17 protein-coding genes and 1 tRNA gene are annotated in these 25,261 nt (G+C 72.5%); 5 read left to right on the top strand and 13 right to left on the bottom strand.

Going from position 1 to position 25,261, the window contains the following annotated elements; translation table 11 throughout:
• The first annotated feature begins 60 nt into the window (after window positions 1-60).
• Complete coding sequence (locus IE096_RS26425; RefSeq protein ID WP_189455874.1) at window positions 61-1,308, top strand: IS701 family transposase; 1,248 nt, start codon at window positions 61-63, stop codon at window positions 1,306-1,308.
• A gap of 36 nt (window positions 1,309-1,344) precedes the next feature.
• Here the strand turns inward: IE096_RS26425 and IE096_RS26430 are convergent, their stop codons facing one another.
• A complete protein-coding gene (locus tag IE096_RS26430; protein ID WP_189455876.1) occupies window positions 1,345-1,848 on the bottom strand; it encodes a flavin reductase family protein in 504 nt (167 codons plus the stop codon).
• A gap of 365 nt (window positions 1,849-2,213) precedes the next feature.
• Here IE096_RS26430 and IE096_RS26435 point away from each other — a divergent pair, with 365 nt between their 5' ends.
• Together IE096_RS26435 and IE096_RS26440 are read left to right on the top strand one after the other, a co-directional pair.
• Window positions 2,214-3,758 (top strand): acyl-CoA carboxylase subunit beta, encoded by a 1,545-nt coding sequence (locus IE096_RS26435; RefSeq protein ID WP_189456159.1) that lies wholly within the window; start codon window positions 2,214-2,216, stop codon window positions 3,756-3,758.
• A 271-nt stretch (window positions 3,759-4,029) separates the two neighbouring features.
• A complete protein-coding gene (locus IE096_RS26440) occupies window positions 4,030-4,872 on the top strand; it encodes an AfsR/SARP family transcriptional regulator (protein ID WP_189455879.1) in 843 nt (280 codons plus the stop codon).
• 58 nt (window positions 4,873-4,930) lie between these two features.
• Here the strand turns inward: IE096_RS26440 and IE096_RS26445 are convergent, their stop codons facing one another.
• Together IE096_RS26445 and IE096_RS26450 are read right to left on the bottom strand one after the other, a co-directional pair.
• A complete protein-coding gene (locus tag IE096_RS26445; RefSeq protein ID WP_189455880.1) occupies window positions 4,931-5,509 on the bottom strand; it encodes a maleylpyruvate isomerase N-terminal domain-containing protein in 579 nt (192 codons plus the stop codon).
• A gap of 197 nt (window positions 5,510-5,706) precedes the next feature.
• A complete protein-coding gene (locus IE096_RS26450) occupies window positions 5,707-6,597 on the bottom strand; it encodes an NAD(P)-dependent oxidoreductase (RefSeq protein ID WP_189455882.1) in 891 nt (296 codons plus the stop codon).
• 254 nt (window positions 6,598-6,851) lie between these two features.
• Between IE096_RS26450 and IE096_RS26455 the strand changes: the two genes are divergently transcribed.
• Both IE096_RS26455 and IE096_RS26460 read left to right on the top strand, forming a co-directional pair.
• A complete protein-coding gene (locus IE096_RS26455; protein WP_189455884.1) occupies window positions 6,852-8,027 on the top strand; it encodes an acyl-CoA dehydrogenase family protein in 1,176 nt (391 codons plus the stop codon).
• Window positions 8,028-8,208: 181 nt separating this feature from the next.
• Window positions 8,209-8,430 carry a hypothetical protein gene (locus IE096_RS26460; RefSeq protein ID WP_189455886.1) on the top strand — a complete coding sequence of 74 codons (222 nt, stop codon included), beginning with the start codon at window positions 8,209-8,211 and terminating at the stop codon, window positions 8,428-8,430.
• 59 nt (window positions 8,431-8,489) lie between these two features.
• Here the strand turns inward: IE096_RS26460 and IE096_RS26465 are convergent.
• The 10 genes from IE096_RS26465 to bldG all read right to left on the bottom strand — a co-directional run bounded on the left by IE096_RS26465 (window position 8,490) and on the right by bldG (window position 25,236).
• Window positions 8,490-8,563: transfer RNA gene (locus IE096_RS26465), tRNA-Thr, on the bottom strand.
• A gap of 97 nt (window positions 8,564-8,660) precedes the next feature.
• Window positions 8,661-10,310, bottom strand: a complete 1,650-nt coding sequence (locus IE096_RS26470) for an alpha/beta hydrolase (protein WP_189455887.1) — start codon at window positions 10,308-10,310, stop codon at window positions 8,661-8,663.
• A 359-nt stretch (window positions 10,311-10,669) separates the two neighbouring features.
• Window positions 10,670-11,890 carry a DNA polymerase III subunit delta' gene (locus IE096_RS26475; protein ID WP_189455888.1) on the bottom strand — a complete coding sequence of 407 codons (1,221 nt, stop codon included), beginning with the start codon at window positions 11,888-11,890 and terminating at the stop codon, window positions 10,670-10,672.
• 169 nt (window positions 11,891-12,059) lie between these two features.
• Window positions 12,060-15,536, bottom strand: a complete 3,477-nt coding sequence (gene tmk, locus IE096_RS26480) for a dTMP kinase (protein WP_189455889.1) — start codon at window positions 15,534-15,536, stop codon at window positions 12,060-12,062.
• Between the two features lie 194 nt (window positions 15,537-15,730).
• The gene (topA, locus tag IE096_RS26485; protein WP_189455890.1) at window positions 15,731-18,592 is read right to left on the bottom strand and encodes a type I DNA topoisomerase; all 2,862 of its coding nucleotides are present in this window, start codon (window positions 18,590-18,592) and stop codon (window positions 15,731-15,733) included.
• Between the two features lie 374 nt (window positions 18,593-18,966).
• Window positions 18,967-20,493 (bottom strand): DUF7059 domain-containing protein, encoded by a 1,527-nt coding sequence (locus tag IE096_RS26490; protein WP_189455891.1) that lies wholly within the window; start codon window positions 20,491-20,493, stop codon window positions 18,967-18,969.
• A 91-nt stretch (window positions 20,494-20,584) separates the two neighbouring features.
• Window positions 20,585-21,166: a small secreted protein gene (locus IE096_RS26495; RefSeq protein WP_189455892.1), complete on the bottom strand. Its 582-nt coding sequence runs from the start codon at window positions 21,164-21,166 to the stop codon at window positions 20,585-20,587.
• A 184-nt stretch (window positions 21,167-21,350) separates the two neighbouring features.
• On the bottom strand, window positions 21,351-23,741 hold the full coding sequence (locus IE096_RS26500) for a sodium-translocating pyrophosphatase (RefSeq protein WP_189455893.1): 2,391 nt from the start codon (window positions 23,739-23,741) through the stop codon (window positions 21,351-21,353).
• 465 nt (window positions 23,742-24,206) lie between these two features.
• On the bottom strand, window positions 24,207-24,692 hold the full coding sequence (locus IE096_RS26505; RefSeq protein ID WP_189455894.1) for an ATP-binding protein: 486 nt from the start codon (window positions 24,690-24,692) through the stop codon (window positions 24,207-24,209).
• A 202-nt stretch (window positions 24,693-24,894) separates the two neighbouring features.
• Complete coding sequence (bldG, locus tag IE096_RS26510) at window positions 24,895-25,236, bottom strand: anti-sigma factor antagonist BldG (protein WP_030367299.1); 342 nt, start codon at window positions 25,234-25,236, stop codon at window positions 24,895-24,897.
• Window positions 25,237-25,261: the final 25 nt, after the last annotated feature.

Genomic DNA, 25,261 nt, shown 5'->3' on the forward strand with positions numbered 1-25,261 from the left:
CGCACAGCGGATCAACATGCTTCGGAGGTCGGCCGTCCGGCCATCGCAGTGGGGGGAATGATGGGTACGGACTCGAGCCGTCCAGGCAGCCTGGGTGACCGGGCACCGGAACAGGTGCTGGCGGAGCTGCGCACCACGCTCTTCGCGTCGCTGCAGCGCAGCGACCAGCGCCTCCGGGCCGAACAGTACGTCCGCGGCCTGCTGGCCGCCGAGGGGCGCAAGACGCTGCGGAACATCGCGGCGCAGATCGGCGGGGCCACCGCCCGGCAGAGCGTCCACCACTTCATCAGCGACTCGTCCTGGGAGTGGCGGCCGGTGCGCCAGGCGCTCGCGCGTCACACCGAGCGGCTCCTGAAGCCGCAGGCATGGGTCGTCCGCCCCACGGTGATCCCCAAGGCGGGGGTCCACTCGGTGGGGGTCGAGCCGCGCTTCCTGCCCGACCTGGGCCAGACGGTCAACAGCCAGCAGGCGTACGGGGCCTGGATGGTCTCCGGCACCCACGCCGTGCCCGTCGACTGGCGGCTGCTGCTGACCGAGAGCTGGCTCGCCGACGCCGAGCGGCGCCGGGGCGCGGGCATCCCCGCCACCGTGCGCACCGCCACCCCCGAGGACTGCGTCAGCCAGCTGGCGCCCCGGGCCGGCGGGGAGTCGCCGGGGCGGGTGCCCGTCGTGGTGAACGTCGACGGGCTGGACGCCGCCGAGTGCGCCCGCCGGCTGGAGTCGCTGGGCGCCCCGCTGCTGATGCGTGTCGACCCGGGCACCCGGCTGCGGGCCGACGGCTCCGCCCTCCAGGGCTACAGCGAGCGGACGACGACCGCGGGGCAGCTGCTGGAGGCCGTGAAACGGCTGCGCCGACCGACCGAGTGGACGCTCACCCGCGACGACCGTCGCGACACCGTGGCCACCACCGTCCCCGTGCTGCTCCCCCGTCCCCCGCGCGACCGCGCGGGGCGCCCGGACGGCAACCCCTGGCGGCCCATGCGCCTGATCGGCGAATGGGCGGGGGGCGAGCGCAGACAGGCCCGCTTATGGCTGACGGACGCGACCGACCTGCCCATCGGGGCGCTGCTGCGGCTGACCCGGCTGACCGCCGTCGCCGACCGCGACGCCCGGCGCGTCGCCGACCAGGTGGGCATGCGGGATTTCGTGGGCCGCTCGTTCCAGGGCTGGCACCGGCACGTGACGCTCGCGTCGGCCGCCCATCTCGCCGTGGTCATGGCGGGCACCGAGGCGTTCCCGGCCACGCGCGCGACGGCGGCCGCGCCCGAGGTCGCGGAGGGCCCGGCGGACACGGCCGGCGCCGCCTGAGCGGGGCCGGTCACGGGCCCCGGCCCGGTTCGGGGGTCAGCCGAGCGTCGCCCCGGCGGGGATCAGCTCGTGGAACCCGCGCTGGTAGTAGACGAGCGGCTCGCCGTCGCCCGCGTCGGCGTGGTGCACCTCGCCGATGAGGATCAGGTGGTCACCGCCGGGGATCCGGCGCTCGGTGCGGCACTCCAGCCGGGCCAGCGCGCCCGGCAGCAGCGGCAGCCCGCGCTCGGAGAGCCGCACGTCCGTCCCCGCGAACTTGTCGGCGCCCTTGCTGGCGAACTTGCCGGCCAGCCCCTCCTGGCCCTGGGCGAGCAGGTGGATGACGAAGCCCTCGGACTTGTCGAAGGCGTCGAAGCAGTTCGCCCGGTTGTCCAGGCACACCAGGACGAGTGCGGGGTCCAGGGAGACCGAGGAGAACGCACTGGCGGTGAAGCCGTGGTTCCGGCCATCGGCATCGGTGGTGGTCACCACGGTGACGCCGCTGGCCCAGCGGGAGAGCGCGGCGCGGAACAGGTCGGGGGAGATCGTCTCTGTGAGCACGCCCCAAGCCTGTGCGGAACCGCTAGAGCGGGGGTCGAGGGGCGCCCTGTCGCCGGGGCTCGTGGTGCTCGAGACCGGATCGAGGTCCGGTGGAGCCCGGAGGTCACGGCCCTTGAACCCCTTTGTCGCGCTTGCGGGTTCCAGGACCGTTCGAGCTGGCCTCAAGTGCCGGGCGCCACGCTGGGACCGCCGGGCGCCCCGGCCCGAGCCAGGGCGCGGCCGCGCGTTTTCCCGACCGGAGAGAGGCACCCGTGAGCATCGTCGAGGATAAGCCGCTGAACGTCAGCGACCGGCCGTCCCCGGAGGCGGCCGCCGCACCCCCCGCGGCCACCACGGCCCCCGCGTCCCCCGCGTCCCCCGCGGACATGACCGGACGCGTCGCGGAGCTGGCGGACCTCCGGACGCGGATCCTCGAAGGACCGAGCGCCAAGGCCACCGAGGCCCAGAAGGCCAAGGGCAAGCTCACCGCCCGCGAGCGTCTCGAACTCCTCTTCGACAAGGACACCTTCACCGAGACCGAGCCGTTCCGCCGGCACCGCGCCACCGGCTTCGGCCTGGAGGACAAGAAGCCCTACACCGACGGCGTCATCACCGGCTGGGGCAAGGTCGAGGGCCGCACGGTCTTCGCCTACGCCCATGACTTCCGCATCTTCGGCGGCGCCCTCGGCGAGGCCCACGCCCAGAAGATCCACAAGCTGATGGACCTGGCCGAGACGGCGGGCGCGCCCATCGTGGGCCTGTGCGACGGCGCCGGCGCGCGCATCCAGGAGGGCGTCACCGCCCTCGCGGGCTACGGCGGCATCTTCCAGCGCAACGTCCGCAACTCCGGTGTGCTGCCGCAGATCAGCGTCATCATGGGCCCCTGCGCGGGCGGCGCGGCCTACTCCCCCGCGCTCACCGACTTCGTCTTCATGGTGCGCGGCACCTCGCAGATGTTCATCACCGGCCCGGACGTCGTCCAGGCGGTCACCGGCGAGAAGATCACCCAGGACGGGCTGGGCGGCGCGGACGTCCACGCCGAGACCTCCGGCGTGGCGCACAACGCCTACGACGACGAGGAGTCCGCCCTGGAGGACGTGCGCCACCTGCTGTCGCTGCTCCCCTCCAACAACCGCGAACTTCCGCCCGCCGAGCCGGCGTACGACCCGGTGGACCGACGCAACGACGTCCTGCTGGACCTCGTCCCGGCCGACCCCAACCAGGCGTACGACATGCGGGCGGTCATCGAGGAGATCGTCGACGACCGCGACTTCTTCGAGGTGCACGAGCGCTGGGCGCCCAACATCATCTGCGCCCTGGCGCGGATGGGCGGCCAGGTCACCGGCATCGTCGCCAACCAGCCGCAGCGACTGGCGGGCGTGCTGGACATCGAGTCCTCGGAGAAGGCCGCGCGCTTCGTCCAGATGTGCGACGCCTTCAACATCCCACTGGTCTCCCTCGTGGACGTGCCCGGCTTCCTGCCCGGCGTCGACCAGGAGCACGGCGGCGTCATCCGGCACGGCGCCAAGCTGCTCTACGCCTACTGCAACGCGACCGTGCCCCGGATCTCCCTGGTGCTGCGCAAGGCCTACGGCGGCGCGTACATCGTCATGGACTCCCGCTCCATCGGCACCGACCTCGCCCTGGCCTGGCCGGTCAACGAGATCGCCGTCATGGGCGCGGAGGGCGCCGCCAACGTCGTCTTCCGCCGCGAGATCGCCGCCTCCGACGACCCGGAGGCCACCCGGCAGGCCCGGATCGCCGAGTACCGCGACGAACTGATGCACCCTTACTACGCGGCCGAGCGCGGCCTCGTCGACGACGTCATCGACCCCGCGCTCACCCGCGCCACGCTCATCGAGGCGCTCACCATGCTGCGCAACAAGCACGCCGCCCTGCCCGCGCGCAAGCACGGCAACCAGCCGCAGTAGCGGCGGGATTGACAGGTACTCACGGTACGTACCGCCCTTGAGCGGTACGTACCGTGGGTATGCGGAGGTCCGGGCGGTGACTCAGGGGGCGGGCACAACGGACGGAGGCGGCCCAAAGTAGCCCCTTATTAAAATACCTACCGTTAGGTAACATGACACTCTTGGCTCCCTTCGGTAGGAATCCGTACCTGGCATGCCTACTGTCAGAATCACCCTTTCAGGTGATCGGCGCAGGGGTTCATCGGTCGCGCCGGGAACAGGAGTGTGCGCAGTGAGGTTCAACCTCATCGGGCCGTTCGAGATCGTCGCCGACGACGGCCGGACCTACGTACCGAGCACCCCGAAGGTCTGTCAGGCACTGGCACTTCTCCTGACCCGGCCCAACGAGATCGTCACGGCGGACTCGCTGATCCAGGAACTCTGGGGCCAGAAGCCACCACGCAGTGCTCTGACGACGCTTCAGACGTACATCTACCACGCCCGGCGCATGTTCGTCGGCGAGGAACTGGCCGCCGCCGGGCGGACCCTCCTCGCGACGCGCGCGCCGGGATACGTCATCCAGGTCGACGACTCCGAGGTCGACATCAAGGTCTTCGAGCAGCTGATCGCCCGGGGACACTCCGAACTCCAGGACGGCGACCCCGAGTCGGCCGTCCACCACCTCAACCAGGCGCTGGGCCTGTGGCGCGGCCCGGTGCTCTCCAGCATCCCCTCCGGCGACCTGCTCGCGGGCTCGATCGCCCACCTCGACGAGCTGCGCATCCGGGCGCTGGAGCTGCGCATAGAGGGCCAGACCCGGCTCGGCCGGCAGCGGGAGTCGATCCCCGAGCTGCGGCTGCTGGTGCACGCCTACCCCCTCAACGAGTGGTTCCACGGCCAGCTGATCTCGGCCCTCCACGGCTCCGGCCGCCGGGCGGAAGCGCTCCAGGCGTACCAGAACCTCTACCGCATCCTCAACGACGAGCTGGGCCTCGAGCCCTCGCCCGAACTCCAGCGCCTCCAGCGCGAGGTGCTCAACCCTGAGCCCTCCGAGGTGACCTCGCTCAGCCGGGTCGCGGCCCCGCGCGACGCGCGGGCCGTGGCGCCGCTGTGGATGTCCTCCATGACGGGCTGAGGCCCCCCGGGCGGATCCACTCCGCCCGGGCACCGTGGTCGTTCGTCGTGGCCGTTCGTCAGCGGACGTCGCCGTACCAGCGCCACCCCGCCGGGCGCTCCAGGCCGGGCAGGTCGCCGCGGCCGGTGCTCCACAGCAGCGTCTCGGCGGCGCCGTGGCCCGTGGGCGCGCCCGGGAAGATGCGCTCCAGCACGGGGGCGCAGAGCTCGTCCGAGGGCTCCCAGTCCAGCCCGAAGGTGAGGGCGATGTCGCGGCTGTGGAGGAGGAGTTCGGTGACGGCCATGGCGGAGAAGCCCGCCACGTCACTGGTGCCCCACGGGTGCCAGGCGCGGACCTCGGGCGAGGTCTCGCGCACGACACCGGCCAGCATCCGGCCGGCGATGCGGATGCCTTCCGCCTTCGCGTCGGCCGGCGCCCCGGCGTCGATGTGGGTCATCAGCGTGATGTAGCGGTCCTTCGGCTGGGCTATCAGCAGACCCGCGTATCCGGTGACCGCCTGGGAAAGGTGGGAGACCGTCTGCTGACAGCTCCATTCCAGCGTTCCCGCGGGGCGGGACCAGTCGCCCTCGGCCTTCTCGAGAAGGGCGGTGGCGGAGTCGGTGGCGGCGGTGACGAGTTCGTGCCAGGAAAGAGTCATGGCAGTGATCATTACATACAGGCCGGTCGGTTTGATGTTTCCTTGACGGGCCGACTTCACGCCGCTTCGACGCCCGGGAATTCACCGCCGTCGTGGCCCTGTGAAGAGAACATGCCCGAAGGGGCCCGGACCGCGCACGCGGTTCCGGGCCCTTCACCGGGGGGACGGGGGCGGCACCCCCGGCGGCTGGGCGGGGCTTACGCCTTGGGCTGCTGGAAGACCTTGACCATGCTGGCGTAGCTGTTCTTGCCGTGACCGGCGGCGATCGTACGTGCCATCAGGCCCTGCACGAAGAGGGGCAGTTCGGGGTTGATGCCCTGCGCCTCGCTCTCGTGCACCAGGTGCTCGAGGGCGCCGGCGTGGACCTCCATGGTGGCGTCGTTGGCGGGGAACTTGCCGTCGGCCGCGTCGATCTGGCCCGCGTAGTCCGTGGCGAAGCCCTTCACCGCGTCGACCCAGGCGGTCGCCCACGGCAGGAACTCGCTCGCCTTCACACCGACGGTGTCCAGCAGCGCGACACCGTGGAGGAAGCTGTTGAGGGTGCCCCACATGACGCCGAGCAGCGACACGTCGTAGAGCGCGGCCAGCGCGTGGTCCGCGCCCAGGTGGGTGGTGTTGCCGCCGAGGACCTTGAGGGTGGCCTCGTGGGCGGCGAAGACGTCCGCCGGGCCGCTGTAGAAGAGCACGGTCTCGGCGCCGCCGATGAGGGCCGGGACGGTCATGATGGCGCCGTCCAGGTAGCTCGCGCCGTGGCCGGCCGCCCAGCCGGCCTTCTCCCGGGCCTGCTCCGAGGAGCCGGAGGTCAGGTTGACCAGGGCCTTCCCGGAGAGCGCGGAGCCCAGCGGGTCGAGGACCGAGTGCATCGCGTCGTAGTCCGAGACGCACACGACGACCAGCTCGGAGGCGGCCACGGCCTCGGCCGGGGAGGCCGCGAGCACGGCGCCCTGGCCCACGAGCTCCTGCGCCTTGTCCGCGGAGCGGTTCCACACGGTCGTCGGGTGCCCGGCCTTCAGGAAGGCCCCGGCCAGCGCCTGCCCCATCAGCCCCAGACCGATGACCGTCACCGGTGCGTGGTCGTTGCCCGCCATCACAGCTCCTATCCAAGGACGAAATGTATTGCCCACTCAGATTCACTCACCGCTCGCGACCAGGGAAGTACCTACTTGAAAGTGGGTACTTACCAGCAGGTAAGCGGCGCTCCTCACGCTACTCCGATCAACGACCGTTCATCACCGTGCAATTACCGGCGAATGGTCTTCCACTTGCCCCGGTGGACGGCAAATGCCCGGACTCCTGCAAACCTCATGAGGAGGAAACAGGATTAATTGCCGGAGGTACGTTGATGGCCACGAATTCGGAATTCACCGCCCTGCTCGCCGCGGTGGAGAAGGCACACCCCGTGATCCGGGCGAACGGCCTGGAGGCCGAGGAGAAGAGCCGGGTACCCGAGCAGAACCTCCGGCTCCTGGAAGAGGCCGGCGTATTCCGTATGGCCGTACCGGCCCGCTTCGGCGGCCTCGACCTCGGCATCGCCGACCAGGGCGCGGTCATCTCCGAGATCGCCCGGGCCTGTCCGTCCACCGGCTGGGCCATGACCGTCTGGCTCACCGGTGCCCGGATGGCCGCCTTCTACCCTGACAAGGCGCAGGAGGAGGTCTTCGCGGGAGGCTCGGTCCGCGTCTCCATCGGCTTCGCCCCCACGGGCACCCTCGTCCCCACCGAGGGCGGCTACCTCCTCAACGGACGCTGGAACTACAACACCGGCTGCCACGGCGCCGACTGGGACGGCCTCGCCGCCATGCTGGAGCACCCCGACGGCACCACCGAGGAGTTCCTCGCCCTCGTGCCGATGTCGGAGCTGTCCATCACCGACGACTGGGACGTCACCTCGGGCAGCGGCACCGGCAGCGCCACGACCACGGCCCAGGATGTCTTCATCCCCGCGCACCGCGTGGCCTCCTACGGCGAGATCATGAGCACCGGCGTCCCCGGCCGCTGGAACAGCACCGCGAAGGGCCGCGAGTACGGCGTCGTCCCGTTCATCATGTCCGCCTACGCCCTGATGGCGGTCGGCGTGGCCCGCGGCGCCTACGGTCTCTTCCTCGACCGCCTCCCGGGCCGCGGCATCACCTACACCTCCTGGACCGACCAGAAGCAGCACCCGCTCACCCAGATCCAGGTGGCCACCGCCGCCAACAAGATCGACGCGGCGGAGGCCCTCTCCTCGAAGTGGCTGGACCTCCTCCAGCGCCGCGCCGACGCGGGAGAGGACCCCACCCTGGAGGAGCGCGCCATCGTCCGCGGCCGCACCGCCTTCGCGGGCCAGCTCGCCAAGGAGGCCGTCGAACTCCTCCACTCCGCGAGCGGCGCCTCGGTCATCAAGCGCGACGTCCCCTTCCAGCGCTTCCACCGCGACATCCTGGGCTTCACGCTCCACGCCCTGGCCCAGGTCAACGTGAACATGGAAGTCCAGGGCCGAGTCCTCCTGGGCCTCGACCCGGGCACGGACATCCTCTGACGCCACCCGCGCCGAAAGAGAAAGCCCGGGCCGGGCAGACCCCCCGGCCGGGGCTTCGGCCGTGAAGCGTTCGCGTGCCAGGATGAGGCGATCATGACCACCGGCCAGAGGAGAGCCAGGTGAGACGCACCGCCATCGCCTTAACCAGCCTCGCGATCGCCGCCACCGCCACACTCACCGCGTGCGGAGGCGACAAGGGCGGCACCGACTCGAAGACGAGCGCGCCGTCGGCCGGGGCCGCAACGAGTGCCGGAGCATCCACGATTCCCCGAAGGACCGGGCGAAACAGGTCGAGCTCGCGAACCTGCGGTTCACCTCGCCGACTCACCCGCAGGGCTTCGGCCCCGCCAAGGCGGCGAAGATCCGCGACGTCGTGCACGAACACCTCTGCCCCACGTTCTGAGCCTGCGAGGCGCACGAAAAAGCCCGGCTCAGACAAGGTCCGAGCCGGGCTTTCGGCGGAGCCGCCTTCGGGATTCGAACCCGAGACCTACGCATTACGAGTGCGTTGCTCTGGCCAACTGAGCTAAGGCGGCAAGCTGCGTAACCAAGGTTGGCGTGTGCAGCGCGCCTAAGTCTACACAGTTTCCAGGGGTGCTCCGTACACAGCCGTCCGCGAGGGGATACCGCAGGTCAGGAGCAGTGGCGGGAGGCCGGTGGCGGGGTGCCCGTGAGGAGGTAGTCGTTGATCGCGCCGTCCACGCAGCGGCTGCCCCGGGTGTAGGCGGTGTGGCCGTCGCCGTCGTAGGTGAGCAAACGGCCGGAGGAGAGCTGGGAGGCGAGGGCGCGGGCCCAGGGGTAGGGCGTCGCCGGGTCTCGGGTGGTGCCGACGACGAGGATGGGGGCGGCGCCCCGGGCCGGGATGCGGTGGGGGCCGCCGGTGGCCCGCACGGGCCAGTACGCGCAGCTCAGGGCGGACCAGGCGAAGCTCGCGCCGAGGGCCGGGGAGGCCTTCTCGAAGTCGGGGACGGCGCGGCGGACGGCCGCCGGGCCGCGGAAGGCGGGCGGGAGGTCGAGGCAGTTCACCGCCGAGTTGGCGGGCATCAGATTGGTGTAGTGACCGCGCTGGTCGCGCTCGTAGTAGAGGTCCGAGAGGCGCAGCAGCAGCGCGCCGTCGCCGGTCTGGGCGTTGTGCAGGGCCTTGCGGAGGATCGGCCAGGTGGTCTCGTCGTACATGGCGGAGATCACACCCGTGGTGGCCAGGCTCTCGGTGAGCCGGCGGGGGGTGCCGGTGTCGAGCGGGTGCTGGTCGAGGCGCTGGAAGAACTGCTGGAGGCGGACGCCCGCGACGTCCGTGCGGCCGCCCTCCAGCGGGCAGTCCTCGTGCTGGGCGCAGTCCGCCGCGAAGGAGGCCAGGGCCGTCTGGAAGCCCGCCGTCTGGTCGCGGTTGATCCGCCGGGCGTCGAGGGCGGGGTCCATGGCGCCGTCGAGGACGAGCCGGCCGACGCGGGAGGGGAAGAGCCCCGCGTAGGTGGCGCCGAGGAAGGTGCCGTACGAGGCGCCGACGTAGTGGAGCTTGTCGTCGCCGAGGACCGCGCGGAGGACGTCCATGTCGCGGGCCGCCTCGACGGTCGAGACGTGGCCGAGCAGCTTGCCCGAGCGGGCGGCACAGCCCTGGGCGAACTTCTTGAACGACGCCACCAGTTCGCGGACCTCGGCGGCGTCGTCCGGGGTCGTGTCGACCTGGGCGTAGGCGTCCATCTCCTTGTCGGAGAGGCAGGTGACGGGCTGGCTCGCGGCGACGCCGCGCGGGTCCATCGCGACCATGTCGTACTGGGCGCGGACGGCGCCGGGGTAGCTGGAGGCCGCGTACTCCTGGAGGAAGCCGATCGCCGAGCCGCCCGGCCCTCCGGGGTTGACCATCAGGGCGCCGAGGCGCTTGCCGGGGCCCGTGGCCTTCTTGCGGGAGACGGCGAGTTTCACGTCGTCGTGGGACCGGGGGGCCTCGTAGTCGAGCGGGGCGCGCAGCGTGGCGCACTCGAAGTCCGCGCGCTTGCCGCCGCAGGAGTGCCAGGCGAGCCTCTGGTCGTAGTAGGGCCGGAGCGCGCGCGGCAGGGCGGCGGGCAGCGGGGCCAGCTCCGGTAGCGGCCCCTGTTCGTCGGCCGCCTCGGGTGGGAGGAGGGAGGCGAAGGAGCCGGGTTCGCCCACGCCGCGCGGTCTGGCCGCCGCCGCGCCCGGCGCCGCGGCCGCCGAGGCCGCGGCCCCCGAGACGGCGGCGGAGATCAGCAGGGCCGCGGTCGCGGCGAGCGTGCCGGAGGTGCGGAACAGGCGACTGGTGTCCATCGGCTGGCCCCTCGGGGTGGGCGACAGGTGGGCGTACGGCATCCGGCCGTCCGGACAGTCGGACATCCGCAGGGCATACAGATATGCGATATGCGGACATGCGACATGCACAGGACCACGCGGGCATACGGAGCGTATCCGGACGGATACCCGACTTGGCCAGCCTTACGGCCCACTAGTCCTCATACGAGTGAGGAATCACCCAACCTGCGGTGTGCCCGCCGTTCCTCGTACTACTCACCCTCCCCCGGTCAGCTCACCCGTTCCCCCCGTCCCCCGGACGGGACCCCGCCACCCGGACGGACGTCACCCGGACGACCACCCCGGGTGGCACCCGCGCCGTCAGCCCGCCCGCGCCGTCAGCCCGCGCGCAGCGCGACCGCCATGGCCTCGACGGCGAGCAGCGGCGCCACATTGCGGTCGAGCGCCTGCCGGCAGGCCGTGATCGCCTCGATGCGGCGCAGCGTCGCCTCCGGCCCGGAGCCGCGCGCGACGCGCTCCAGGGCGTCCCGCGCGTCGTCGTTGGCGAGCTCGACGCGCGAGCCGAGCTGTATCGCGAGCACGTCGCGGTAGAAGCCGGTCAGGTCGGTGAGGGCCAGGTCGAGGCTGTCGCGCTGGGTGCGGGTCGCGCGGCGCTTCTGGCGGTCCTGGAGCTCCTTCATGGCGCCGGCGGTGCCGCGCGGCAGCCGGCCGCCGGTGCCCGCCGCCGCGCCGAGCGCCGCCCGCAGCTCCTCGGTCTCCTTGGTGTCGACCTCCTCGGCGACCTGCTTGGCGTCCTCGGCGGCCGCGTCGATCAGCTCCTGGGCCGCCTTGAGGCAGCCGCCCATGTCGGCCACGCGCAGCGGCATCTTGAGCACGGCCGCGCGGCGGGCCCGGGCGCGCTCGTCCGTGGCCAGGCGGCGGGCCCGGCCGATGTGCCCCTGGGTGGCGCGGGCCGACCGGACCGCGAGCTCCGGCTCGATCCCGTCCCGGCGGACGAGGATGTCGGCCACCGCCGCCGTGGGAGGCGTGCGCAGCGTCAGGGAGCGGCAGCGGGAGCGGATCGTCGGCAGCACGTCCTCCAGGGAGGGCGCGCACAGCAGCCACACCGTGCGGGGGGCGGGCTCCTCCACGGCCTTGAGCAGCACATTGCCCGCGCCTTCGGTGAGCCGGTCCGCGTCCTCCAGGACGATCACCTGCCAGCGGCCGCCGGCGGGCGACAGCTGGGCCCGGCGGACCAGGTCACGGGTCTCCTTGACGCCGATGGACAGCAGGTCCGTACGGACGATCTCCACGTCCGCGTGCGTCCCGACGAGGGAGGTGTGGCAGCCGTCGCAGAAGCCGCAGCCGGGGCCGCCCGTCGCGCGGTCGGGGCTGACGCACTGGAGGGCGGCGGCGAAGGCGCGGGCGGCGGTGGCCCGCCCGGAGCCGGGCGGGCCCGTGAACAGCCACGCGTGCGTCATCCGGGAGGCGCCCGCCGCCTCCGGCGCCGCCGAGGCGTCCGGCCCGGCGGCCGTGACCAGCGCGTCCGCGTCCCGCGCGGCAGCGGCGAGCTGCTCGATCACCCGGTCCTGGCCGACCAGGTCGTCCCACACCGCCATGGCTGTTCCTCCGCGCTGTCCGTCCTGCGGCTACCCATTGTGGGCCACACCACTGACACCGGGCCCCGAAGGGGCGCGGGACAGTGCCGATGTGCGGCTGCCGCCGCGTGGGCGCGACCAGCCACGACGGCGCCGCAGCCGACCGGACCGCGCTCCTGGCCGAGAGCGGCTACCGCCGCTCGCCCTCACCGCCGCCGTCGGCATCCCGCTTGCCGAGCAGATCGTCCGCCAGCGTCGGGGCGTCGTCCGCCCACTCCGGCCGGTGGCGCCGCGCCTTCCGCAGGGGACGGCGCGGCGCGTCGCCGCCCTCGCCCTCCGCGTCGACCTGCGGCAGCTCGCGCGTGCGATCGGCTTCCGGAGCGGCGGCGTCGTCGTCCTTGCGGAAGAGCCAGTCGGGCACCCGGTCCACGGGGTTCTCGGACCGCGCCTCCGGCCGCGTCGGCGGCTTCGGCAGCACGGCCGTCTCCTCCGACTCGGAGCCCTGGCCACGGGGGGCGTCCTTCGGCTCGACGCCCCAGGTGACGCGCTGCGTCGGCGGCGTCGGCGCGACGACGGGCGGCAGCACGGCCGTCCGGTCCTCGGAGCCGGCCGGGGGCCGGGGCGTCTCGACGGTCGGCGCGTCGCCGGAGTCACGGGCGTCCCGGGGGTCCCGGGAGTCCCGGGGGTCCCGGGGGTCCTTGCGGAAGGCAGCGGTCCCCACGACGGGCGGCAGCGCGGAACCGCGATCGCCGCTGCCGGAAGGGGCGCCCGCCTCCGGCTCGCGCAGCGCGGGCTGCGGCACGGTGGGCGCCTCGTCCTCGCCGGCGCCGCCCGAGCCCCCGACCCCGCCGGAGGCCCCGGCACCCCCCGGGGCACCGGCCGCCGCACCCGACGGGAAGCCGCGGACCGCCGGGGAACCCGCCCCGGAACCGGCCTCCGAACCGGCCTCCGCACCCGCCAGGGAACCCGCCGCCGCGGCCTCCGCCGCCACGCGGGCCTGCTCGGCCCTGAGCAGGGCCTCTTCCGCCTTGCGCTGCTTCTCCAGGCGCCGTTCCTCGGCCTCGGCGCGCAGCCGGGCCTCCTCGGCGGCCTGCTCGCGCAGTCGTTCCTGTTCGGCGGCGCGGGCGCGCTCCTCCGCCTCGCGGCGCGCGCGCTCCTCCTCCGCGCGCTGACGCGCCTCCTCGGCCTCCCGGGCGCGGCGCTCCTCCTCGCGGCGCGCGGCCTCTTCGGCCTCACGCCGGGCGCGCTCCTCCTCGGCGCGCAACCGCTCCTGGCGTTCGCGCTCCAGCCGCGCCTCCTCCGCCCGGCGGCGCTCTTCCTCGGCCTTCTCCGCCTTCCGGCGCTCCTCCTCGGCGCGGCGCGCGGCTTCCTCCGCCTCACGCGCGGCGGCCTCCGCGGCGGCGCGCTCCGCCGCGAGCTCCGCCTCCCGCTCCGCCTTGCGACGGGCCTCCTCCTCGGCGGCCCGGCGCGCCGCCTCCAGGGCGGCCGCGCGCGCGGCCTCGCGGGCCTCGAGCTCGGCGGCGGACAGCGGCAGCATCTGGTCGAGCCGGTGGCGGACGACAGCGGTGATGGCGTCGGGCTCCTGCCCGGCGTCCACCACGAGGTAGCGCGCCGGGTCGGCGGCGGCCAGGGTCAGGAACCCGGTCCGGACCCGCTGGTGGAACTCCGCCGGCTCGGACTCCAGCCGGTCCGGCGCCTCCGTGAAGCGCTCGCGCGCGGTCTCGGGCGAGACGTCGAGCAGCACGGTCATGTTCGGGACGAGCCCGTCCGTGGCCCAGCGCGAGATCCGGGCGATCTCGGTCGGCGAGAGGTCGCGCCCGGCGCCCTGGTAGGCGACGGACGAGTCGATGTAGCGGTCGCTGATGACGACCGCGCCGCGCTCCAGGGCGGGCCGTACGACGGAGGCGACGTGCTCGGCGCGGTCGGCCGCGTAGAGCAGCGCCTCGGCGCGGTCGGAGAGCCCGGCCGACGCGACGTCCAGCAGGATCGCGCGCAGCCGCTTACCGATGGGCGTGGCGCCCGGCTCGCGGGTGACGACGACCTCGTGGCCCTTGGCGCGGATCCACTCGGCGATCGCCCGCACCTGGGTGGACTTCCCGGCGCCGTCGCCGCCCTCGAAGGCGATGAAGAAGCCGGCGGGTGCCGTGCCCTCGGCGGGGTCGCCGCCGCGCACCACGTCGAGCAGGTCGCGGTGGAAGGGCACCCCGTGCCGGTCGTCGGTGCGGCCCAGCACGAGCGCGCCGACGGGCAGCAGCAGCGCGCCGACGAGCATCAGCGTGAACGCCGCCCCGCCGTGCGCGAAGACGAAGGAACCGGACACGAGCCGGTGCGGCCCGATGACCGCGGCGAGGACGGGCGCCACGACCGCGCCCAGCGCGACGGTGAGGCGGACGACCCCGTGGAGGTGCTCGGTGGTGCGGGCCTGGCGGGACTCCTCCGTCTCCTGGTCGAGGAGGGCGTGCCCGGTGTTGGCGACGACACCGGCGGAGCAGCCCGCCAGCAGGACGAGCAGCAGGACGGTCGTCGCGTCGGGCACCAGCCCGGCGGCGAGCAGCGCGGCGCCCGTCAGGGCGAGCGCCAGCGCGAGCAGCCGGCGGCGGGAGAAGCCGGGCAGCACCTTCCGGGCGCCGCGGATGCCCAGGGCCGGGCCGCCGGTGAGCGCGAGGGCCAGCAGGGCGAAGCCGACGGGCCCGCCGCCGAGGTCGGCCGCCTGGAGCGCGGCGACGCCGACGGCCGCGGCGACCGCGCCCGCGATGGCCGCGCAGGACAGGACGAGCACCGGGATCGCGCCCGTGCGCCCCTTGTCGGCGGCGCCGTGGACGGTCTTGGGGCGGCGCAGGCCCTCCAGCGGGGAGCGCGCGCGGGGCGCCTTCACGCCGTCGGGCAGTGAGGGCAGCTTCATCCGGTGGAGCACCACGCCGGACGTCGCGAAGAGCCCGGCCGCGAGGTACGAGCCGAGGGCCGTCTGGTGGAGGTGGAACCAGTCGATGCCCGAGCCGAGCAGATTACCGATCAGGGTGACGGCGAGGAGCGCGGCCGCCGCGACGGGCAGGGCGAGGTAGGTCGTGCGCAGCGAGAGCCGCCGCAGCGCCTCCTGGTGGTCCGGCAGCGGGCGCACCGCGTCGCCCTCGGGCGGCGGGGCGGGCAGCAGCGCGGGCACGGCGCCGTCCTTGGCGACCGTCCAGACGCGTTCGGCGCCGCCGACGACGAAGGCCGTGACCAGCAGCCAGACGACGGCCTGGTGGCCGGTCCAGTCGGCCCACAGGGGCGCGACGGCGAGGAGCGCGAGCCGCAGCCCGTCCGCGCCGATCATCGTCCAGCGGCGGTCGAGCCGGCCGGCCGGGGCGAAGAGCGAGGACAGCGGCTCCAGCAGGACCGCGCCGAGGAGCACGGTGCCCAGCAGCCGCGCGCCGATCACGGCGGCGACGGCGAACGCGGCGCCCCGGTAGCCGCCGCCGAGGGCACCCGTCTCGACCGCGGCCTGGAGGGCCAGCAGCATGAGGACGAAAACGGCGAGGCCGTCGCCGACGGCCCCGGCGGACTGGGCGCTCCACAGCCGCCGCAGCGGACGGAAGCGCAGCAGGGCCCGGAGGGCACGCTCGCGGGAGTCCGCGGCCAGTGCTCCGGATACGGGGCTCTCCAAAGGTGGCTGCTCGGCTCGCGTCATCCTGCCAGCCTATCCGGAGTTGTCCGGATGCCGACTGTCAATACGAACGTATATACGAACTTACGTCCGGGTCCCTATACGGGGCGATACCGGACGGGGTGATACCGGATAGCGCGACAGCCGGGGGGTGGACGCGGAACGGGCCGCCCCCGAGGGGGCGGCCCGTCCGGCGTGCTCGGCGTGAGCCGTCCCGCCTACTCCGCGTCGGCCGCCGAGGCCGAGGTCGAGGCCGAGGCCGCGGTCTTCTTGGCGGCGGCCGTCGTCTTCTTCGCCGCGGCGGTCTTCTTCGTCGCCGTGGTCTTCTTCGCGGCCGTCGTCTTCTTGGCCGCGGTCTTCTTCGCCGGGGCCTTCTTGGCGGCGGCCTTCTTCGCGGGCGCCTTCTTCGCCGTCTTCTTGGCCGGGCCCTTGGCGCGCTTCTCCGCCAGCAGCTCGTAGCCGCGCTCCGGCGTGATCGTCTCGACGTCGTCGTCACGGCGCAGCGTCGCGTTCGTCTCGCCGTCGGTGACGTACGGGCCGAAGCGGCCGTCCTTGACCACGACCGGGCGCTCGCTGACCGGGTCGGTGCCCAGCTCCTTCAGCGGCGGCTTGGCCGCGGCGCGGCCGCGCTGCTTGGGCTGCGCGTAGATCGCCAGGGCCTCGTCCAGCGTGATGGTGAAGAGCTGGTCCTCGGTCTCCAGGGAGCGCGAGTCCGTGCCCTTCTTCAGGTACGGGCCGTAGCGGCCGTTCTGCGCGGTGATCTCCACGCCCTCGGCGTCCTTGCCCACGACGCGCGGGAGCGACATCAGCTTCAGCGCGTCGTCCAGCGTCACCGTGTCGAGGGACATCGACTTGAAGAGCGACGCGGTACGCGGCTTGACGGCGTTCTTCCCGGTCTTCGGGGTGCCCTCGGGGAGCACCTCGGTGACGTACGGGCCGTAGCGGCCGTCGCGGGCGACGATCTGGTGGCCGGTGCCCGGGTCGGTGCCCAGCTCGAAGTCGCCGCTCGGCTTGGCGAGCAGCTCCTCCGCGTACTCGACGGTCAGCTCGTCGGGGGCGAGGTCGGTCGGGACGTCGGCGCGCTGGTGGCCCTCGGCGTCCTTCTCGCCGCGCTCCACGTACGGGCCGTAGCGGCCCACGCGCAGCACGATGCCCTCGCCGACGGGGAAGGAGGACACCTCGCGGGCGTCGATCGCGCCCAGGTCGGTGACGAGCTCCTTCAGACCGCCGAGGTGGTCGCCGTCGCCGTTGCCCGCGTCGGCGGCGCCGCCCTCCGGGCCCTCGCCGAAGTAGAACCGGCGCAGCCACGGCACGGCCTGGGCCTCGCCGCGGGCGATGCGGTCGAGGTCCTCCTCCATGGAGGCGGTGAAGTCGTAGTCGACGAGCCGGCCGAAGTGCTTCTCCAGCAGGTTGACGACGGCGAAGCTCAGGAAGGACGGCACGAGCGCCGTGCCCTTCTTGAAGACGTAGCCGCGGTCGAGGATCGTGCCGATGATCGACGCGTACGTCGAAGGGCGGCCGATCTCCCGCTCCTCCAGCTCCTTGACCAGCGAGGCCTCGGTGTAGCGGGCCGGGGGCTTGGTGGCGTGGCCGTCGGCGGTGATCTCCTCGGCCGTCAGCGCGTCGCCCTCGCCGACCTGCGGCAGCCGGCGCTCGCGGTCGTCGAGCTCGGCGTTCGGGTCGTCGGCGCCCTCGACGTAGGCCTTCATGAAGCCGTGGAAGGTGATCGTCTTGCCGGACGCGCTGAACTCGGCGTCCCGGCCGTCGCTCGCCCGGCCGCCGATCTTCACCGTGACGGAGTTGCCGGTCGCGTCCTTCATCTGGGAGGCGACGGTCCGCTTCCAGATCAGCTCGTAGAGCCGGAACTGGTCGCCGGTCAGACCGGTCTCGGCGGGGGTGCGGAAACGATCACCCGAAGGACGGATGGCCTCGTGCGCCTCCTGGGCGTTCTTGACCTTCCCGGCGTACGTGCGCGGCTTCTCCGGCAGGTAGTCGGCGCCGTAGAGCTGGGTGACCTGCGCCCGGGCGGCGGTGATCGCCGTCTCCGAGAGCGTGGTGGAGTCCGTACGCATATAGGTGATGAAGCCGTTCTCGTACAGCTTCTGGGCCACCTGCATGGTCGCCTTGGCGCCGAAGCCCAGCTTGCGCGAGGCCTCCTGCTGGAGCGTGGTGGTGCGGAACGGCGCGTACGGGGAGCGGCGGTACGGCTTGGACTCGACCGAGCGCACCGCGAAGGCGGCGTCGGCGAGGGCGGCGGCCAGCCCGCGGGCGGTCGCCTCGTCCAGGTGGAGGACCTGCGCGGAGTCCTTGAGCCGCCCGTTCGCCCCGAAGTCACGGCCCTGGGCGACGCGGCGGCCGTCGACCGTCGCCAGCCGGGCGACCAGGGTCGAGGGGTCGCTGTTGTCACCGGCACGGCCGGTGCCGAAGGTGCCCGTGAGGTCCCAGTACTCGGCGGACCGGAAGGCGATGCGCTCCCGCTCCCGCTCGACGACCAGGCGGGTGGCCACGGACTGCACCCGGCCGGCGGACAGCCGCGGCATGACCTTCTTCCAGAGGACCGGCGAGACCTCGTAGCCGTAGAGGCGGTCGAGGATGCGGCGGGTCTCCTGGGCGTCGACGAGCTTCTTGTTCAGCTCGCGCGGGTTGGCGACGGCAGCCTGGATCGCGTCCTTGGTGATCTCGTGGAAGACCATCCGGCGGACCGGGACCTTGGGCTTGAGGACTTCCTGGAGGTGCCAGGCGATGGCCTCGCCCTCGCGGTCCTCATCGGTGGCGAGGAAGAGCTCGTCGGACTCGGCCAGCAGGCCCTTGAGCTTCTTGACCTGATCCTTCTTGTCGGCGTTGACGACGTAGATCGGCTGGAAGTCCTTGTCCACGTTGACGCCGAGCCGGGCCCAGGGCTCACCCTTGTACTTCGCCGGGACCTCGGCGGCCCCGTTCGGGAGGTCACGGATGTGCCCGACGCTCGCCTCGACGACGTATCCGGGGCCGAGGTAGCCCTTGATCGTCTTCGCCTTGGCAGGCGACTCGACGATGACGAGTCGGCGGCCGCCCTGTGCGGTCTCGCTGGTCGGGGACAACTTCGCTCTTCTTCCGGTCGACACTCGGTGTGGGCGTTTCGGTGTGGGCGTTGCGTGACGCTGCGGAGTGTGACGGTACATCCCGCCCCCGTGTCAAACGGAAAAAGCCCGCAACGCCACTCGAACGGTAACCCGACAAGCGTCCTGTCTGCCGCCCGGACCGTCACACCACTGCCGGGAAGGCCCCATCCGCCCCACGACCGCCGCCCGCCGCACCGGCCGGGCCCGGTGGCCGGGACGGGTGGCAAAAACATGACGCGAACACGACCCCTCCGTCCGGCCTTCCCATGAGTCGGACGATGGCTTCCGCCGCCCCGGGCGACGGCCTCGGCGAGGCCGTCGCCCGGGGTGCGGCGAGGAGTCGGCGGAGCCCGTCAGTCGCCCGCCGGCGAGAGAAAGCCCTGCTCGACGAGGGTGCGGATGGCCTCCGGGGTCCGGTCGCGGAGCAGTACCGGGTCCTCCCCGACGAGCTGGGCGATGGCGTCGAGGATCCGGCCCGCCGGGAGCGTGCCGTCGCACACGCCCGCGAAGCCGGCCCCGACCGTGTCCACCTTGGTGGCCCGGCGCATCCCCCGGTTCTGCCGCAGCACGACGTGCTCGGGGTCCTCCGCGCCCGGCAGCCCGACCTGTTCCTGGACGACCTCCTCGGCCAGCGTGAAGCGGGCGGCGAGCAGCGCCGCGTCGTCATGCGTCCGGAGGAAGTCCTGTCGCTCGAAATGAGCCGTTACGGCCGGGCCGAGCGGCTGCTCGACCGGGTGGGACCACTCCTCCGCGATCACCGACGGGCGGTCGCTGCCCGTTTTGCGCAACGTGATCCAGCCAAATCCGACGCCCTTGGTCTTCCGGGCCTCGAACTCCGCCAGCCACGCGTCGTAGCGAGCCGCGTACTCCTCCGGCGTGGTGCGGTGGTCACCGGCGTCCCGCAGCCACAGCTCGGCGTACTGGGCGACGTCCTGGACGTCGCGCTGGACGATCCACGCGTCGCAGCCGCGCGGCACCCAGGAGGACAGCCGCTCGCGCCAGTCCTCGCCCTCGACGTGCTGCCAGTTGGCCAGCAACTGGCAGTAACCCCCGTCGTTGAGCCGGTCGGCCGACCGCTGGACGAGCGTGCGGCACAGGTCGTCGCCGCTCATGCCGCCGTCGCGGTAGGTCAGCCGGGCGCCGGGCGAGATCACGAACGGCGGGTTGGAGACGATCAGGTCGAAGGTCTCCCGCTCGACCGGCTCGAAGAGCGAACCCCGGCGCAGATCGGCCTCCGGCGCGCCGGAGAGCGCGAGGGTGAGCCGCGTGATGTGGAGCGCGCGCGGGTTGAGGTCCGTGGCCGTGACCCTGGTCGCGTGCTGGGCGGCGTGCAGCGCCTGGATGCCGGAGCCGGTGCCGAGGTCGAGGGCGCTCTCCACGGGCGTCCGGACGGTGATCCCGGCGAGCGTGGTGGAGGCGCCGCCGACGCCGAGGACGAGCTCCGAGCGGTCCACCCCGGCCGGGCCGCCGCCTCCGGCGATCCCGCCGGCGCCGCCGACGGCGCAGCCGAGGTCGGAGACGATCCACCAGTCCTGGCCGTCGGGCCCGCCGTACGGGCGGACGTCGACGGTGGCCCGTACCTCGTCGCCGTCCCGGACGAGCCAGCCGTCGGCGAGGCAGTCGGCCACGGGCAGCGCGGCGGCGGCGCGGTCGTGGGCGACGGGGCGCTGGAGCAGGAACAGCCGGATCAGCGTCTCGAGCGGGCCGTCGCCGCGCGTGGCGCGCAGGGCGGGAACGGTCTCGCTGCGGGCGAGGGCGGCGTAGGCGGGGGCACCGAGCAGGTCGAGGAGGCCGTCGGCGGTGAAGGCGGCGGCCAGCAGGGATTCGCGCAGGCGTGCGGTGCGCGTCGGGTCGGCGTCGGGAAGGCGGGGCGTACTCACGGGACCATTGTCGGGGGCGGCACCGGGGAACGACGAAGGCCCGGCGCGCCGTACGGGCGCACCGGGGCCGACCGCGCTCCGCGGAGCCGGGTTATGCCTTCTTGGTCTGCGTGGGGGAGCCCACCGGCTTCTGGCAGCCCGGGGTCTTCGTCATCGACTTGCCGACGTCGCCGGACTGGAGCTTCTTGAGCGCGTCGTCGCTGCGGCCGCTGAGCTTGGCGATGTCCCCGGCGATGCTCTTGAGGCCGTCGCTGAACTTGGACTTGTCGCCCGTGTCCAGCCCGTCCACCCGCTTCTTCAGCTCGGCGTACGCGGTGGAGAGGTCGTTGAGCGCCTTGACGGCGTTCTTCTCGCTGCTCTCGCCGTCCTTGACGGGCGGTGCGCCCGCGTTCTGGACGGACGTCGCGAGCGCCTTGTACGCGTCCGCGTTGGCCTGGAAGGCGGCGGAGTCGATCTGCTGGATCTTCTTCGAGTCCTCCTCGTTCAGGACGGACGCGATGGAGGCGTTGGCGTCGGTGATCTTCTTCACCTGAGGCTGCATCTGGTCGCAGACCCTCTTGGCCCAGTCGTCCAGCTTCTTCTTGTTGCCGCTGTCGTCGCCACCACCGCAGCCCGTCAGCGCCAGGACGAGTGCCGCCCCACCGGACAGTGCAGCCACAAGCTTCTTGTTCACCGGAATGGTCCCTTCGATGGCTCTCGGCCCGGGAACTTACACGTCCGCGCGGAAGGGACCGGGAGCCGAGCACACCGTATGTACCCTTTTAAAGCCGTTTGCACCAAGCTTGGCGTGGCGTTCGCCGCACCTCGGCGAGGGTACGGACGGTGTGCTCCGCTCATTTCCGTCCGGAGGAACTACGTCAGGACACCACCGCCGGGTCCGCCGGCGACACCGTCCGCTCCGCGCCGTCGCCCCCGTCCACGGCGACACCCCGCCGCTTGGAGAGGTAGACCGCGCCCACGATGACGACAACGGCCAGCACCGCCACGGCGATTCTCAGCCCCCTGTTGGCGTCGGCGCCGTAACTGAACTTCACCACCGCCGGCGCGATGAGCAGCGCCACCAGATTCATCACCTTCAGCAGCGGGTTGATCGCGGGACCGGCGGTGTCCTTGAAGGGATCGCCCACCGTGTCGCCGATGACCGTCGCCGCGTGCGCCTCGCTGCCCTTGCCGCCGTGGTGCCCGTCCTCGACGAGCTTCTTGGCGTTGTCCCAGGCGCCACCGGAGTTGGCGAGGAAGACGGCCATCAGGGTCCCGGTGCCGATGGCCCCGGCCAGGTACGAGCCGAGCGCCCCGACGCCCAGCGAGAAGCCGACGGCGATGGGGGCCAGCACCGCGAGCAGACCGGGGGTGGCCAGCTCGCGCAGCGCGTCCTTGGTGCAGATGTCCACCACGCGCCCGTACTCGGGCTTCTCGCTGTAGTCCATGATCCCGGGGTGCTCGCGGAACTGCCGCCGCACCTCGTAGACCACCGCGCCCGCCGACCGCGACACCGCGTTGATCGCGAGCCCCGAGAAGAGGAAGACGACGGCCGCGCCGAGGACCAGCCCGACCAGGTTGTTGGGCTGCGAGATGTCCAGGCTCAGGCCCAGCTCACCCGCCTTGGCGTGGACGTCCGACACGGCCGTCGCGATCGCGTCGCGGTACGAGCCGAACAGCGCGGACGCGGCGAGGACGGCCGTCGCGATCGCGATGCCCTTGGTGATCGCCTTGGTGGTGTTGCCCACGGCGTCGAGGTCGGTGAGCACCCGCGCGCCCGCGCCCTCGACGTCACCGGACATCTCGGCGATGCCCTGGGCGTTGTCGGAGACCGGCCCGAAGGTGTCCATCGCCACGATGACGCCGACGGTCGTGAGCAGCCCGGTGCCCGCGAGGGCCACCGCGAACAGCGCCAGCATGATCGAGGTGCCGCCGAGCAGGAACGCCCCGTACACCCCGAGCGCGATCAGCACGGCCGAGTAGACGGCCGACTCCAGGCCGACCGAGATCCCCGCGAGGACGACGGTCGCCGGGCCGGTCAGGGACGTCTTTCCGATGTCCCGCACGGGACGCCGGCCGGTCTCGGTGAAGTAGCCCGTGAGCTGCTGGATCAGGGCCGCGAGGACGATGCCGATGGCCACGGCCACCAGGGCGAGGACGCGCGGGTCGCCGCCGTGGCCCCGGATGGCGGCGTCGCCGACGCCCTTCAAGTCCGCGTAGCTGGACGGCAGATAGGCGAACACGGCCACCGCCACCAGCACCAGCGAGATGACGGCCGAGATGAAGAACCCCCGGTTGATAGCGGTCATCCCGCTCCGGTCGCTGCGGCGCGGCGCCACCGCGAAGATGCCGATCATCGCGGTGACCACACCGATGGCGGGCACGAGCAGTGGGAAGGCCAGTCCCGAGTCGCCGAAGGCGGCCTTGCCGAGGATCAGCGCGGCGACGAGCGTCACGGCGTACGACTCGAAGAGGTCGGCCGCCATGCCCGCGCAGTCGCCGACGTTGTCGCCCACGTTGTCGGCGATGGTGGCCGCGTTGCGGGGATCGTCCTCGGGGATGCCCTGCTCGACCTTGCCGACCAGGTCGGCGCCCACGTCGGCGGCCTTGGTGAAGATGCCGCCGCCGACCCTCATGAACATGGCCAGCAGCGCCGCGCCGAAGCCGAAGCCCTCCAGCACCTTGGGCGCGTCGGCCGCGTAGACCAGCACCACACAGGACGCGCCCAGCAGGCCGAGCCCGACCGTGCACATGCCGACGACGCCGCCCGTGCGGAAAGCGATCTTCATCGCCTTGTGGGCGACGGCCGTCAGGTCCTTCTCCGGCTCGCCCTCCGCGGGGGTCGCCTCCCGCGCCGCGGCCGCCACCCGCACATTGCTGCGCACCGCGAGCCACATGCCGATGTAGCCGGTGGCCGCCGAGAACCCGGCACCGACCAGGAAGAACAGCGAACGGCCCATGCGCTGCGACCAGTTGTCGGCCGGCAGCAGCATCAGCAGGAAGAACACGATCACGGCGAAGACGCCGAGGGTGCGCAACTGCCGGGCGAGATACGCGTTCGCGCCCTCCTGCACCGCCGCGGCGATTCTCTTCATGCTGTCGGTACCCTCACCGGCCGCCAGCACCTGACGCACCAGCACCACGGCCACCACGAGCGCCGCGGCCGCCACCACCGCGATCACCGTGACGAGGTTGCGATCGCCGTCGGTGAGCTCGACCGCGAGTCGTTGAGTGAAGTCCACCTGTTCAGGGGTGAAATGCCCCGCCATTCGTCCTCCTTAGACGTTTGGCACATGGGCGCGCGGCCGGTCCGTGGCACGAGGAATGGGAACAGCCGCCACGCTCAGGCGTCCTGAGCTCAAGATGGACGGATTGTAGGGAGCATGGCGAGATCAAAACAGAGCGCGGCAAACGGAATGAGACTTCTCGCGAAAGCCGTCCGCGCGGCGGAATGGTGAAGATCGCGAATTGATCGTCCGGCCTTCGGGGGATCTCCCGGAGAATCGATCATTCACGAGGAGAAACGATCATTCATTGATCGACCGGTGACGACACGACAGCGCGCGAGGGCACCGAAAGGGCCATGGACCGGGAAACCACGAGGCCACGGGCGAGGAGCCATGGGGCCATGAGCGGAGCACCATGACGTCATGGACGGGGCTCCCGGCCCTGTCGGCGACGCACGGTTACGACAGGCGCCAGGCCCCGCACTACAGCGGAAGGCGGCCGCCCGGCTACGGCGTGACGGCCGACGGTGTCGTCGGCCAGCTCATCCGGATCAGGCCGCCCGTCTCGCTCGCCGTCACCTCGACGTCGTCGACCAGGCCGCTGATCACGGCGAGCCCCATGTCGTCCTCGCTCTCCTCCGGCGTCGCGGGGACGGAAGCGGAGGGCGCCGGGGAACCGGCGGGGGCCACATGGGCGGCGGAACCGGACGCGGCGGCGGCCGTCGCGGCCATGACACCGGGGTGAGGAGCGTCGTCGGCGACCTCGATGGAGAACTTCTTCTCGTCCTCCGTCAGCATCACCTTCACCGGGCCGGCGATCTCATGGCTGCGGTGGAGGCTCACGGCACGCGAGCACGCCTCACCGACGGCCAGCCGGACCTCGTCCAGCACGGCCTCGTCGACCCCCGCCCGGCGCGCCACCGCGGCCGCCACGAGCCTGGCCGTGCGGACGTGCTCGGGAAGGGCGCTGAAGAGCAGTTCGACGGTGGCCATGCCATCCCCCTCGGTGGTACGTGCCCTCGTCCCCACTGCCGGAACACAGGGCGAACTCGCGGAGGGGCCGGACCCGTGAGCCCGTCACCCCCGGCGCGGCTATGTGGCTGTGCGGCCGTACGCGTGCGGCGCCGCAGCCGTGCGTCGGGCGGGCGGCAGCCATCCGGCGCCGGCCGACCGCCACCCGGCCGTCGGGCGACCGTCAGTCGGTCGCCTGTACCGCGTCCTCGACCGAGGTGTGGATCGGGAACACCTTGGTCAGGCCGGTGATACGGAAAATCTTCAGGATGCGCTCCTGGTTGCAGACGAGCCGCAGCGAACCCTCATGGGCGCGCACGCGCTTCAGCCCGCCGACCAGGACGCCGAGCCCGGTGGAGTCGAGGAAGTCGACGCCCTCCATGTCGACGACGAGGTGATAGCTGCCGTCGTTGACAAGCTCGACCAGCTGCTCACGCAGCTTGGGCGCGGTGTACACATCAATCTCGCCACCGACCCGGACAACCGTACGGTCGCCTACGGTCTCGGTCGACAGGGACAGGTCCACGGATCCTCCAGCACCTTGCATCGAG

The sequence above is a fragment of the Streptomyces abikoensis genome (assembly GCF_014648775.1).
In the GTDB taxonomy this organism is placed as follows: Bacteria; Actinomycetota; Actinomycetes; order Streptomycetales; family Streptomycetaceae; genus Streptomyces; species Streptomyces abikoensis.